General features: G+C 49.8%; 10 protein-coding genes. 4 read left to right on the top strand and 6 right to left on the bottom strand.

Annotated features, from left to right (window positions below; all coding sequences use genetic code 11):
- Positions 1–23 precede the first annotated feature (23 nt).
- The gene (locus IEY24_RS02665) at positions 24–281 is read right to left on the bottom strand and encodes a hypothetical protein (RefSeq protein WP_188928377.1); all 258 of its coding nucleotides are present in this window, start codon (positions 279–281) and stop codon (positions 24–26) included.
- A 590-nt stretch (positions 282–871) separates the two neighbouring features.
- Here IEY24_RS02665 and IEY24_RS02660 point away from each other — a divergent pair.
- On the top strand, positions 872–2,995 hold the full coding sequence (locus IEY24_RS02660) for a type IA DNA topoisomerase (protein WP_188928375.1): 2,124 nt from the start codon (positions 872–874) through the stop codon (positions 2,993–2,995).
- A 3-nt stretch (positions 2,996–2,998) separates the two neighbouring features.
- Here IEY24_RS02660 and IEY24_RS02655 read toward each other — a convergent pair whose 3' ends face one another.
- Complete coding sequence (locus tag IEY24_RS02655; RefSeq protein ID WP_188928373.1) at positions 2,999–3,241, bottom strand: transcriptional regulator; 243 nt, start codon at positions 3,239–3,241, stop codon at positions 2,999–3,001.
- A gap of 188 nt (positions 3,242–3,429) precedes the next feature.
- Here IEY24_RS02655 and IEY24_RS02650 point away from each other — a divergent pair, with 188 nt between their 5' ends.
- Both IEY24_RS02650 and IEY24_RS02645 read left to right on the top strand, forming a co-directional pair.
- Positions 3,430–4,275 (top strand): aldo/keto reductase, encoded by an 846-nt coding sequence (locus tag IEY24_RS02650; RefSeq protein ID WP_188928371.1) that lies wholly within the window; start codon positions 3,430–3,432, stop codon positions 4,273–4,275.
- A gap of 2 nt (positions 4,276–4,277) precedes the next feature.
- Complete coding sequence (locus IEY24_RS02645) at positions 4,278–5,027, top strand: SDR family NAD(P)-dependent oxidoreductase (RefSeq protein WP_188928369.1); 750 nt, start codon at positions 4,278–4,280, stop codon at positions 5,025–5,027.
- Here the strand turns inward: IEY24_RS02645 and IEY24_RS02640 are convergent, their stop codons facing one another.
- The 3 genes from IEY24_RS02640 to IEY24_RS02630 all read right to left on the bottom strand — a co-directional run bounded on the left by IEY24_RS02640 (position 5,028) and on the right by IEY24_RS02630 (position 8,544).
- Positions 5,028–6,383, bottom strand: a complete 1,356-nt coding sequence (locus tag IEY24_RS02640) for an amidohydrolase family protein (protein WP_188928367.1) — start codon at positions 6,381–6,383, stop codon at positions 5,028–5,030.
- 45 nt (positions 6,384–6,428) lie between these two features.
- Positions 6,429–7,592 (bottom strand): Gfo/Idh/MocA family protein, encoded by a 1,164-nt coding sequence (locus IEY24_RS02635; protein ID WP_188928365.1) that lies wholly within the window; start codon positions 7,590–7,592, stop codon positions 6,429–6,431.
- A gap of 118 nt (positions 7,593–7,710) precedes the next feature.
- Positions 7,711–8,544: a DUF481 domain-containing protein gene (locus IEY24_RS02630; RefSeq protein WP_188928363.1), complete on the bottom strand. Its 834-nt coding sequence runs from the start codon at positions 8,542–8,544 to the stop codon at positions 7,711–7,713.
- 58 nt (positions 8,545–8,602) lie between these two features.
- On the opposite strand from IEY24_RS02630, the gene IEY24_RS02625 reads away from it, so the two are divergent.
- Positions 8,603–11,992 carry a DEAD/DEAH box helicase gene (locus IEY24_RS02625; RefSeq protein ID WP_188928362.1) on the top strand — a complete coding sequence of 1,130 codons (3,390 nt, stop codon included), beginning with the start codon at positions 8,603–8,605 and terminating at the stop codon, positions 11,990–11,992.
- On the opposite strand, the gene IEY24_RS02620 is transcribed toward IEY24_RS02625, so the two are convergent.
- Positions 11,989–13,131 carry a glycoside hydrolase family 18 protein gene (locus IEY24_RS02620; protein WP_188928361.1) on the bottom strand — a complete coding sequence of 381 codons (1,143 nt, stop codon included), beginning with the start codon at positions 13,129–13,131 and terminating at the stop codon, positions 11,989–11,991. The two genes, IEY24_RS02625 and IEY24_RS02620, sit on opposite strands and share 4 nt — an antisense overlap.
- Positions 13,132–13,158: the final 27 nt, after the last annotated feature.

The following is a 13,158-nucleotide window of genomic DNA, read 5'->3' as shown; positions in this document are numbered from 1 at the left end:
CCGAACCTATGAGGTTCAATCACTTACTTCGTAGTTACACTTTTCAATTGGAGGCCTACGATAGCGGCTTTCTGCGCTGCGCTATGGTTATTGGTGTCAGGCGTATTTTTCACTTTTTGCGGTGCCGGGCTGTCCAATACTGGTGCCGAAGCAGGCAATGTGTTGTTAACAACAGCTACTTTGATTTTCTCTTCAACTGTATATGTAGAATTGTTGTTGGCATAAGCTGCGCTAGTTAATGCTATCAAAGCAACGGCTAGCAGATTTTTTGCATTTTTCATTGGTAATAGTGTTTTGTGTTTTTACTTGTGTTCGTCATCGTATTTCGAGTACAAATATAATACAATATTCTGAAAACAAACGTTCAAGGCACTCTACAACAAAATAATACAATACAAAAATGGGCCACAAATCTACCTTTACTGCATTTTAATTATATAATTATTTAAAGATTTCAAATCCAAAAAACACCAAATTTTCATTTTTTCGCCCTGATAAGATTTTGTCCCGGTGAGCGCTTATATTACCTTATTGTTAAGCGATATTAAACACCTCGATTTTATTCTAAGCCAAACACGAAAAACCAAATTATCTTTGGAGTGGATTCTACCAACACACAAAATCACCGTAGAATTGCCCCATAGAAACCAGAAACCGCGAAATTTTTTTTAATTTTTTTTGAAATTTTTTCCCGGGGATTGATTACTCGGTCAAAATCCTTGCGCCAGGGACTGCGAGACGTTTGGCAAATGGGCAAATCGCTGGTCTGCGGGCGGGAAGTTCGGACAAAAATAACCATCTTTGCACCCCTCATAAAGTAACGGGAACAGACACACCGGTCGGGCGAAAAGACGGCCGCGGAGAGAGAACTATGAAAGTTTGCATTGCGGAAAAACCCAGCGTAGCCAAAGATATTGCAGCAGTAATCGGCGCAAGCCAGCGTCGCGATGGCTATTATGAGGGCAATGGCTATCAGGTGACCTGGACTTTCGGCCATTTCTGCACATTGAAAGAACCGCACGACTATACCGAGCGCTGGAAATCATGGCGACTGGAAGATTTGCCGATGATCCCGTCCAGCTTCGGAATCAAGCTCATAGATAACGAAGGCGCAATGCGGCAGTTCGGTGTGATCGAAAAGCTGGTGCGCGAATGCGAAGAGGTGATCAACTGCGGTGATGCGGGCCAGGAAGGCGAGCTGATCCAGCGCTGGGTTTTGCTTAAAGCGAAATGCACCGTGCCCGTCAAACGGCTATGGATCTCATCGCTCACCGAGCAGGCTATCCGCGAGGGCTTCGATAAACTCCGCGAAGGCAGCCAGTACGACAACCTGTATGCAGCCGGCAGCGCCCGTGCCATCGGCGATTGGCTGCTGGGAATGAACGCGACGCGCCTTTTTACCAAAAAATTTGGCGGAGGAAAGGCCGTACTCTCCATCGGTCGTGTGCAAACCCCTACCCTGGCATTGATCGTGCAACGGCAGAAGGAAATCGACGCGTTTATTTCAGAGGAATATTGGGAGCTAAAAACCATTTACCGGGAAACCGAATTTACCGCGACAATCGACCGCATTAAAAACGTAGAAAAAGCCAACAAGGGTCTTGCCTACCTGCAACAGCATGATTTTGAAATAACAGCATTTGAAAAAAAGGAGGGAAAAGAAGGCAATCCAAGGCTTTTTGACCTTACTTCATTGCAGGTGGAAGCCAACAAAAAGTACGGCTACTCCGCGGAGGACACTTTGAAACACATTCAAAACCTCTACGAAAAGAAATTCGTCACTTACCCACGGGTTGACACCACCTATCTTTCGGAAGATTTACACCCGAAAGTAGAAGGCATACTGCGCGAACTAACCTATTACGCCCAGTTTACCGCTCCGCTCCTTGCCAACCTGCCAATACCGAAATCAAAGAACGTTTTCGATGACAAGAAGGTAACCGACCACCACGCCATTATTCCGACCGGCGTACTGCCTGCACATATCAGTATAGATGAAAAGCGCATTTACGATTTGATTGCAAGGCGCTTTATAGCTGTTTTCTATCCCGAATGCAAGGTTTCAAATACCACAGTACTCGGAATGGTCGGCCAGGTGGAATTTAAGGCTACGGGCAAGCAAATCCTCGAACTGGGCTGGCGGGAATTGTATGTGAACGATCATGCAGCGAAAAAAGAGGCCGAAGAAGAAAAAGTAATGCCAATTTTCGAAGTAGGCGAACGCGGCCCGCACGAGCCGCGCGTTCACCAGGGCAAGACCTCCCCGCCAAAAGCCTACACCGAAGCGACCTTGCTGCGCGCAATGGAAACCGCCGGTAAACAGGTCGAAGATGAGGAGATGCGCGAATTAATGAAGGACAATGGCATCGGCCGCCCTTCTACGCGCGCCAATATCATCGAGACGCTCTTTAAGCGTAAATACATAGAGAAAAAGAAAAAGAATGTCTTTGCGACCCAAACCGGCATCGATCTGATCGACACCATTCAGAACGAGTTGCTTAAAAGTGCCGAGCTCACCGGCAACTGGGAGCGTAAGCTCCGCCTGATCGAAAAGGGTGAATATGCGATGGACACTTTCAAACAGGAGTTGATCGAGATGGTAGTAAAGCTCACCCACGAAGTCAAGAATGAACGTGCACGATCGATTACCATTATTGAAGAAACACCGGTTGCCGAGACGGAAGATAAGCCCAAAAAAGAGCGCAAACCACGTGAGCCGAAAGAAGAAGTTTCGATTGAAGCACTCAATTGCCCCAAATGCAGGGAACATTTGCTAAAGAAAGGCAAGACAGCCTACGGATGCAGCAACTTCCAAGTGTGCGGTTTTAAAATACCCTTCGAATTTCTTGGCAAAAAACTGACTGACAAACACGTCTTCGATCTGCTAAGCAAAGGCAAAACGGCCAAAATCAAAGGCCTTCAAATCCCCGGGAACCCCGATCCTACCGACGCGCGGCTGGTTATGAACGGAGATTTCAATTTTGAAGTAGGATAAGGTCTACATCGGGTTGTTGCTCGTCTCTACGTAAGGTAAATGGAAAGTAATGCCCGAAATCTGGCATAGTGCCAAAAACTCTGACAAGTTTGGCATTACGCCCCGATTAAGGATCCTCTCGGATGATTTTCGGGAAATACCCACCTCTTCCAACGCGTCTGCCAGATCGATCCCCTTCACCTTAACAATTTCCTGAATGTCGGCTACCAATTCCTTTGCCCGCGTTTCAAATACTGTCGTTTCCATTTTGTTGATGATAGTTGGTTTTGTTATGAAAAGAATAAAACCATGCCAAACATTTGTGCTAACGGTCTTTTCAAACTTATGGCCCGACATTTGCTTTGTGAAAAATGAGTAAGATATATATTCACCTTTCCTTGAATGAAAACCTCATTCGACAGTTCTTGCGAAGTGACCTTTAACTAAAAATCAATATGCGTAATGATCATCGATATGCCGGCAAATTCAGGATCGGTAGAGAAATAGAAGTCAACAGGCTGGGTTACGGCGGCATGCAACTCACCGGCAAGGGAGTTTGGGGAGATGCGCCCGACCGCGAAAATGCAAAGAACGTACTTCGTGCCGCGCTCGATGCCGGCGTTAATTTCATCGACACCGCCGATTCTTACGGCCCTCACACCAACGAAACACTGATCGCCGACGCGCTTTTCCCCTATCCGCAAGATCTGCTGATCGCCACGAAAGGCGGGTTCGAACGCACCGGACCCAACCAGTGGCGTGTCAACGGAAATCCCGAACATATCAGGCAGGCCATCGAAGGAAGCCTCAAAAGGTTGAAAAGGGACGTGATCGATCTGTGGCAACTACACCGGATCGATTCGCGTTTCCCGGTCGAGGAAACGCTCGGGCCTGTGGTGGATGCCGTGAAAGCGGGCAAGATCCGGTATGTAGGATTGTCGGAAGTGGATGTGGAGCAGATCAAACTTGCGGAAAAGACCGTGCCGATTGTGTCGATTCAAAACCTGTATAATCTGGGTAACCGGCAGTGGGAAAACGTACTCGATTACACTATTGAGCGCGGAATGGCATTCATCCCCTGGTACCCGCTCGCATCCGGGCCCGAAAAGTTGAAGACTAAAATCTCCGGCATTGCCGGTAGGCACAACGCCACAACCGCTCAAATTGCATTGGCATGGCTATTGAAACGCGCCCCGAATATCCTGCTGATCCCGGGCACAAGCTCGCTGCAACATTTGGAAGAGAACATGCAGGGAGGAAATATTCAGCTGTCTGACGAAGATTTCAAAGCATTGTCCTGATCATGAACGACTACCAAAATAAAGTGGTAATCGTGACCGGCGCCGGAAACGGAATCGGCAGCGTTGTTGCCACACATTATGCTCGGCGAGGCGCTGCGGTCGCGCTATGGGACCGTGACCCGAAAGGACTGCAGACTGTGCAGGAAGCATTGGAAAAGGAAGGTATCAAAACGCTTTCCCACGCCATCGATCTGACTAATCCCGATGAAATCGTCACCGGTATACGAAAGATAAAAGAATCGCTGGGAAGGATCGATGTGCTGATCAACAATGCAGGTTTGGGGCGTACAAAGTCGCCTTATGAGCTTGCCGTCGACGATTGGGATTACGTGCTGAATACCAATTTGCGGGGCGCATTTCTGTGCTCGCGGGAAGCAGCCGGCATCATGCGCGCGCAAGGCAAGGGCGCGATCGTGAACATTGCGTCCACGCGCGCGCTCATGTCCGAGCCCAACACGGAGGCGTATGCGGCTTCAAAGGGCGGGATTCTGGCATTAACACACGCTCTGGCGATCTCCCTCGGCCCCGACCGCATTACCGTGAATGCGATCAGCCCCGGATGGATCGAAACCGGCGATTACAGCCAGCTAAAAACCTCGGACCACGCGCAACATCCGGCAGGCCGCGTTGGCAGGCCCGATGACATTGCGCGAGCCTGTATTTACCTCACCGACCCAGACAATGATTTCATCACCGGCGCCAATCTGATCGTCGACGGCGGTATGACGCGCAAAATGATTTACGAAGAATAGCTACTTTTCAATCTTTTTTAGCTCGCTGTCCAGGAAGCTTTTAGGCAGCCATTTGGTGCCGATCATGACGCCTTCGATCGTTTTGGTATTGCCAATATTTTCAAGTGGGTTTGCGGCAAGCAGCACCAGGTCCGACACATAACCGGCTTTGATAGAGCCTGAATTCGTTTTGTTTAAATAACTGGCGACGTTCACTGTCCCTGTTTTCAATGCCTCGTAGGGTGTCAGTCCGGCGTCGACCAGGTATTTCAATTCATGGTGAGTCGCAAAACCCGGCACATTCAGTACCTGAGGGGCGTCGCAGCCGAGCATCAGCTGTACTCCTCCCTTCTGGCAGGCCAGGATCAGTTTGCGGCGGATGGCTACAAATGCCTCTGCCCGTTCTTTATTGAATTTGGGATTGTTCACATAACTGCTTTTCGCATTCAGCCAATTTTTCTTTTCGTCGGACGTCATATACTTCCATTCCGGAGCGTTTTCGTAGGCTGATGCTGGCTGCGGCGAAAGCCAGCGTTCGGCAATGGCTTGCGTAGGCACCACGCGGATGTTTTTGTCCTTCAAGCCTTTGATCAGCTTCGGAATGCGGGTGGTATCGGCCGCATAGGCTATCCAGGTGCCAAAAAGACCCGTTTCCTGTTCAGCCAGCGTGTCTGTACCGGGCACGATGGCTTCCACAAATCCATCGAGGTGATCAATAGAGGAATAGCCCGCATCGATTGCGGCCCAAACTCCAACAGCGAATGAAACGTGTCCAACCATGCCGATACCCAGCTCTTTGGATGTTCTGGCAATGCCGGGGAAAGTTTCTTTGGTAAGTCCCGGAAGCAATTTCAGGTAGTCGTAACCGGCCGCTTTTTCTTCTTTCACCATTTCAATTCCCCGCGCGGCCGTTTTGACGGTCTGCCCGGAGAATGCCGGGCCGGTAGTGTAGAAATTGGGTCCCAGCACTTCCCCGCTCCGCACTTTTTCCCGTAGTTCGAGATGTTTCGCATTACCCAGCATTCCGCGGATCGTCGTAATGCCATTGGCCAGGTAAAGCGTCAGCACATCCTTCATCGGTCCAAAATCGTCGATAGCAGGCACGTGGGCATGCATTTCCGACCAGCCAGGCACGAGATATTTGCCTTTGGCGTCCACTACTAATGCATTTGCGCTCGTTTTTGTACTACTGCCGATGGAAACAATCTTTCCGTTCCTGACCACCACGGTTTGACCTTTCAAAACCGTCTCGCGGTCCATCGGGATCACATTCACCGACTTGAAAACAATATCGCGGTCGACATTGCTGACGGGTCCCTGCGCAAACGCAGCCTGAGTACCCATTAACCCGAAGATGAAGATTAGTCTGCGTACCATAGTTTGTGAAGTGTTTATAAAATGGTCAGGAACGGGATAGTTGCATTAGCTCACCACCGAAACGTTCTGGGCGTTTTTCTGCGCTTTCAGGCACAACTCCGTCGCCAGAAAACAATGCTCCTGCGACATAGCCGTTTCGGTACGGTTCAGCACATCGTCCACAAGTTGGCGGCCGTAAGGCAGTTCCACCTTGCTGCAATCGACGTAGGTCGTTTCTTTGTTGTTCACCACAAAGAGGTGGTTTCCGCCTTCCCGACCACCGATATCGATATTCTTGCGAATCTCGATAAATCCTTCCGTTCCGAGCACGGTAAGACGTCCGTCGCCCCAGGTTTTAAGGCCATCAGGGGTGAACCAGTCAACGCGGATGTAGCCCGAGCCTCCATTACCGCGCAGCATCGCATCACCAAAATCCTCAAATTTAGGATACTGCGGGTGATTTACATTACCTACTTGCGAGGCTACTACCTGCGCTTTGGTGGAATTGGTAAAAAACAAATACTGGTCAAACTGGTGCGAGGCAATGTCGCATATGATACCGCCGAAGCGCTTTTTGTCAAAAAACCACTCAGGGCGCGTGTTGGCATTCATCCGGTGCGGGCCGAGGCCGATCGTTTGGACGACTTTACCGATGATACCCTCTTTGATAAGCTCGCCAGCTTTCACCGTCGCGCGGTTTTCGAGCCGCTCGCTGTACATGATTGAGTAAATGCGCTTGGTTTCCTTCTGCACTTTGCGCACTTCTGCGAGCTGTTCGAGGGTGGTAAGGCCTGGTTTGTCTACCATATAATCCTTACCCGCCTTCATCACGCGCACGCCCAGGGGTCCGCGCTCGTCGGGTATTCCCGAGCTAAGCACGAGCTGAATCGATTTATCGTCCAGGATTTCCGCTTCCGACTTGGCTTGTTTTGCGTCCGGGTAGCGTTTGGCAAACGCCGCTGTGAGATCGGCTTCTTTGGCAAAAAACGAAACCAGCTCTCCGCCGCCCCGCGTTACGGCTTCCACTTGCCCGTAAATATGCCCGTGGTTCATGCCAATCACCGCAAATTTGATACGCGGAGGCATTGCCAGCGCAAAAGGCTGGTCGGCTAAGACGGTCTTGATCGACCCGTAGGCATTAGGGGTCAGTTGCGGAAACATCGCCAGGCCGGCGGCTGAATAAAGCGAATTGCGCAGGAAGTCACGGCGATTGTCCTGTTGGTCTCTCATTGCTCGATTTGGAATGTAGTGAATACTTAGTAAAGCACATTTTTGGCAGATATAATGTGCTACTCCTATGGACAGTATTCTAGGCCTCTTTCCCTGACAACTTCAATATCGGAATCGTCTATTTATTTCCCATGGAAATCCCAAATGTAATGCGTGAATCGTTCCGCTTGCGACCGGCTTCTACCACGCTTTCAAACGAATTTTCAAAACTCGTCCGGAGTGTCACCCATTTGTTGAGCGGCAGTTCTGCCGAAAGAATCGTATTCCATCGCAAGTTCGACAGGTCATTCAACGCGGGCTGGATGAATGTAAGGTGATTCAAACGGAATTTGTCCGATAAAAAGGAATGCTTCCCCTTGATACGAAAGGAATTCCGGATGGTGGATACCGTCGCTTTTTCAAAAAAGTTGGTCGATTCGTAGAGTAGCGCGTCGGTAAGGCTGAGGTCGTGCGACTTGGACTTGACCACCCGGTACCCGATTCCCGCCCCGGCCATTTGCCGTAAATCGATGCGACGCAGATTGCTGGTTTCCAACGCTGCAAGGCCGAAAACGTAAGTTTTTCGTTTTTTGAAAACATCCACAAAAAGATCCACGTAAGTATCCCGCTCAGCGAGGATGCCGTTCTGCTTTCCGTAGGTAAACCGCGGATTGGTGGCGATGTTGATCATCGGCCCGCTAAAAACCAGCTCGGCCCGCAGGACCATCAGGCTCCGGTTGACATTTCCTTTGGTAAAGTTGCCGTCGCCAATGAACCGGTAGCGGACAGTGTCAATCAGCAAGCGGGGCAGAATAATGGCCGTATCGAGCCTGGCGCTTGTAGCGGAGTCGGCTGGCAGCAATTTCAGAACCGTCGTGTCCGGTTTAGCGTCCTGTGCCAGTGTGGGGACGGATATTAGAAGAAAAAGAAACGCGGCAAGCGGGAAGAAACGGAAGCAGATCAGATTTTTCATTAACGCAAATTTTGCAAAATAATGGTGCCAAACGTACCCGCAGTTGTTAATTTGCCTTATGAACCAGAATGACCCCGCGGGAATGCCGGTACCCGGACAGCATAATTTCATTTTTCTCGATTTCAATATTTCCGAATTGTCTGTTTCGCATATTCTGAACAACAGTTCTGAAATGCCTCAGACCGAAAAAAGAGGCTATTTCGACATTCAGCCTCATGAAATCGATGTCGATTATGCTGCATTCCGTGTAGCCGTCAACCTTACGGAGACATTCAAGGTGGTGGTCAAACAGGACCATAAATCGGTGAACCTTTACTGCGAATGCATCCGCCCGAAGCGGAAGCTGTGCGAACACCAGAGCCAGGTTTTGTATAACCTGCTCAATCGAAGGGACCTGCGTGCGTTCTTCGATAAAAAGCTTCGACGCGAGAAAATCAAGGAGGTGGCATTTATTTACGGCATGCAGGATGAGCCTGAGCTCGACCGGTATTTCCAGCTGGAATACGGAGCCCGCGAATTGCAGGTCAAACCGAAGTTGAAGGAGCTGATCCCGGTCGATACATTGTCGGTGGAGGCTTTGCAGGAACAGCTTCTACCCAAAACGGCGCGCGATTTCCCCGGCCCCAAACCACAGGCCGTCGATACAAGAACGATCGTCGCCATTGGCCTGAACAAATACTACGACCATTTTTACATGGAAATGTACGAGGCTCCGGTAACGCGGCAGGGAAAGCTAAAAAATCCTTTTGTTCTGCTCAATCCGCTCGAAATGATCTGGAAAACGCAGGAAACCGATTCAATCAAATTTCACACGGCTATTGCTTCCTTTCAGAACAAATTTAGGAAAAAGAACCCGGAAACCGACCTACCGGGACTGCATTCGATTGTTCAGAACCCGCTGAAACTCGATTTTTACTACCATAACCCTTCGGTTTCCGAAAATCTTAATGCCGCCTCGCTTGTACCGGTAAAGCTCGCTGCGACCCCGGCCGACCTGCAATTGACGATCGACAAGAAGGACCCGTTTTTCCAGATCAAGGGCGAGCTGATACTCAATAATGTCCACCTTGACATCGAAGACGTACAGTTCCGCTACGATTACTTTGTGCTCTACAAAGATTCGCTCCACCTGATCGAAAGCCAGGACATTCTCAGGACGCTGCAATTTTTCAGGCAGCATAACCAGCGCATTTACATTCACGAATCCAAATTCGAAGCATTCAGGGTCAATTTGCTCTCGAAGTTGGGCAATGCGATCCGGATCAACTATACCTATGTGAAGGCGGCCACACCTGCGCAACGTGAAGAGCAGGGATTTGATCAGGGCATTGAAAAGATTATTTATCTCGAAGACGTCGGTAACTACGTGATGATCACACCCGTGCTTAAATATGGTAAGATAGAAGTGCCGCTTTTCTCCAAAAACGACATTTACGCGGTCGATAACCACGGTAATCCGTTCATGGTGCGGCGCGACGAGGAAGCCGAACTTCGGTTTGGCAGCGCGGTAATGCGCCAACACCCCGATTTTGAAGAGCAGTTGGGCAGGGAGTTCTTTTACCTACACCGCGCGCGATTCCTGAGCGAAGATTGGTTTCCCGACGCATTCGAGGAATGGCAAAACCAGGGTGTCACCATCCTCGGATTTAACAAACTGACCAAAAACCGTTTGAACCAGCACAAAGCCAAAATTTCCGTACACATGGCCAGCGGCATCAACTGGTTCAATACGACGGCCAATGTGGAATTTGGCAAACAAAAAGTTACGCTCAAACATTTGCACAAGGCTGTAAAGAACCGCAGCAAATATGTAGAGCTCGGCGACGGCACAATCGGTATCCTGCCCGACAAATGGGTCGAAAAATTTGCTAAGTTTTTCGAAGCGGGCGACATTGCAGGCGAGGTGATCCAAACGCCCAAAATCCGTTTCGCGTCGGTAGAAGAAATGTACGAAGGCGAAATGCTCGACCGCGAGGTGAAGGAGCAGATCGCCTTCTACCAGTCGCGAGTCGAGGATTTCCGGTCCATTCAGGCAGTACCCGTGCCGAGGACATTGAAAGCGAGCCTGCGCAACTACCAGAAACAAGGTTTGAATTGGCTCAATTTTCTCGACGAATACAATTTCGGCGGCTGCCTGGCCGACGATATGGGGTTAGGCAAAACCTTACAAATCATTGCATTCATATTATTACAGAGAAAAAAACAGGTAAAAAACACCAACCTGATCATCGTGCCTACTTCGCTGATTTTCAACTGGCAGGCCGAGGTCGAAAAGTTTGCCCCCAGCATTAAAATACTTACCATTTACGGTTCCGACCGGGTGAAGGAAGCAACCGACTTCGATCGGTACGAGATCGTGCTAACCTCATACGGCACGCTGCTTTCAGATGTGAATTTTTTAAAAACATACCATTTCAACTACATTATCCTCGACGAATCGCAGGCCATCAAAAACCCCGAATCGCAACGCTATAAAGCAGCGAGGCTGTTGCAATCGCGCAACAAGCTGGTGATGACCGGAACGCCGGTCGAAAACAACACTTTCGATCTTTACGGCCAGCTTTCGTTTGCCTGCCCCGGGCTACTGGGCAACAAAACGCAGTTCCGCAACCATTTCTCGATCCCGATCGACCGGTTCAAGGACAATGAGCGGGCGGTAGAACTTCAACAAAGGATCAACCCGTTCATCTTGCGCCGTACCAAGCAGCAGGTAGCTTCGGAGCTACCCGAAAAGACGGAAATGGTCATCTACTGCGAAATGGGTGAAGAGCAACGCAAGGTTTACAATGCCTACGAATTGGAATTTTACAATTTCCTGAATACTAAAAATGACGGCGACATCGAACGCAGCAGACTGCACGTTTTGCAGGGCCTCACCAAGCTCCGGCAGATTTGCAACTCGCCGGCGTTGCTGCGCGACGACCTGTATTATGGCGATTCTTCGGCGAAGATCGATGTGCTAATGGAACAAATAGAAGACACGGCGCCCTGGCATAAGATCCTGATTTTCTCGCAGTTCACCTCCATGCTAGACCTGATCCGGCCCCAACTGGAAGAACGTGGAATAGGCTACGAGTACCTGACCGGCCAGACGCGCGACCGCGGAGCCCGCGTGGATAATTTTCAGACGAATGAGCAGGTACGCGTGTTTCTGATCAGCCTGAAAGCCGGCGGAACGGGGCTGAACCTTACCGAAGCCGATTACGTATACCTGATCGACCCGTGGTGGAACCCGGCCGTCGAAAATCAGGCCATCGACCGCAGCCACCGTATTGGCCAACAGAAAAACGTGATCGCGGTGCGGCTGATCTGTCCCGGAACGATCGAAGAGAAAGTGATGGAATTGCAGGAAGCAAAAAAAGACCTGGCCAACGACCTCGTGAAAACCGATACGGATATCCTCAAATCATTGACCAGGAGTGATTTAATGGCGCTGATCTCGCGTTAGTCGAGGTTTTTATGGATTTCGTTAACCAGGTATTCTTTGGGATCATTGAAATACTCCCAAAAGAAAATGCCAGCTAAGTTATTCTTTTTCACATACTTGCATTTCTCTTTGATCGACTTCTCGTCTTCATAGGTAATGAGTATTTTGGTAGAATCGTTGAACAGATAAGGCGCTTTGGCCTTTTTATCATAGTACTTTTTATAGCCGTTTTGGTCAATGACCGTATCTTTCAGTTTGGTGTAGCCGCCTCCCTGCACCGATTTCACCCGCTTAGCACCCATGCCGTGATGATCGGCCGTCTCAGCCTCCCAGCCTTTGCCATAGAAAGCGGCGCCCAGCCCTATCTTGCTCGCAGGCACACCCGCGGCGATGAAATTCTTCACAGAACGGTCGGCCGACGAGCCTTCGCCCGAGGGGTCGTAATCGTAAAGGTTGGTATGGTGCCCTACGGTACCGTTTCGGCCGCCGTAATCGTAGGTCATGATCAGCACGTAATCCAGGTAAGCCTGGGCGAGGCCCATTTCGGTGTGTTCGATAAAAGATTTCGAACCTCCCACAGCTGTGGTGAGCAGGTATTTCTTTCCTTTTTCCTTTTCAAGTAAATTTAATTCATCGCGCAATGCCTTGAACATCAGCGTAAAGTTCTGCTTGTCTTCCGGGCGAAAGATATTGCCTTCTTCTCCGCGCATACCAGGATATTCCCAATCAATATCCACCCCGTCGAGGTCGAACTGGCGCACAATGTCAACGCTCGATCTCGCGAATTTCAGACGGGACGATTCGGTCAGCACCGCATCGGAGAAGTTCTCACTCCAAGCCCAGCCGCCGATCGAGATGACGATTTTCAGGTCCGGGTTTATCTTTTTGAGCACATTCAGTTTCCTGAAATTGGTGGAATCGGTCGCCAGGTTAGTAAGCACGGCCATGCTGTCGTGTACATTCACAAATGCATAATTGATGTGCGTCAGCTTCTCAGCATCGATTTCTTCCACATTCGCCAGCCCGCGAAACCCGCCCACGTAAGCATTCACAATGTATTTCTTCTTCTTTTGGGCCGAAACGGCGCTGGACACGAGCAGGCACAAGGCAAGCGCCAGGAAAGAGAAGCCCGGAAATGGCTTCGGAGGACAGCATCTCATAAAGGTCAGTAAATTTAGGTTCAGGAT

This window comes from Dyadobacter endophyticus (assembly GCF_014641595.1).
Classification (GTDB): Bacteria; Bacteroidota; Bacteroidia; order Cytophagales; family Spirosomataceae; genus Dyadobacter; species Dyadobacter endophyticus.
This window is presented reverse-complemented; position numbering and strand designations above follow the sequence as displayed.

Excerpts from the sequence above, each read along its gene's own strand:
- IEY24_RS02665 (WP_188928377.1), bottom strand. The coding sequence starts at position 281 with ATGAAAAATGCAAAAAATCTGCTAGCCGTTGCTTTGATAGCATTAACT.
- IEY24_RS02660 (WP_188928375.1), top strand. The coding sequence starts at position 872 with ATGAAAGTTTGCATTGCGGAAAAACCCAGCGTAGCCAAAGATATTGCA.
- IEY24_RS02655 (WP_188928373.1), bottom strand. The coding sequence starts at position 3,241 with ATGGAAACGACAGTATTTGAAACGCGGGCAAAGGAATTGGTAGCCGAC.
- IEY24_RS02650 (WP_188928371.1), top strand. The coding sequence starts at position 3,430 with ATGCGTAATGATCATCGATATGCCGGCAAATTCAGGATCGGTAGAGAA.
- IEY24_RS02645 (WP_188928369.1), top strand. The coding sequence starts at position 4,278 with ATGAACGACTACCAAAATAAAGTGGTAATCGTGACCGGCGCCGGAAAC.
- IEY24_RS02640 (WP_188928367.1), bottom strand. The coding sequence starts at position 6,383 with ATGGTACGCAGACTAATCTTCATCTTCGGGTTAATGGGTACTCAGGCT.
- IEY24_RS02635 (WP_188928365.1), bottom strand. The coding sequence starts at position 7,592 with ATGAGAGACCAACAGGACAATCGCCGTGACTTCCTGCGCAATTCGCTT.
- IEY24_RS02630 (WP_188928363.1), bottom strand. The coding sequence starts at position 8,544 with ATGAAAAATCTGATCTGCTTCCGTTTCTTCCCGCTTGCCGCGTTTCTT.
- IEY24_RS02625 (WP_188928362.1), top strand. The coding sequence starts at position 8,603 with ATGAACCAGAATGACCCCGCGGGAATGCCGGTACCCGGACAGCATAAT.
- IEY24_RS02620 (WP_188928361.1), bottom strand. The coding sequence starts at position 13,131 with ATGAGATGCTGTCCTCCGAAGCCATTTCCGGGCTTCTCTTTCCTGGCG.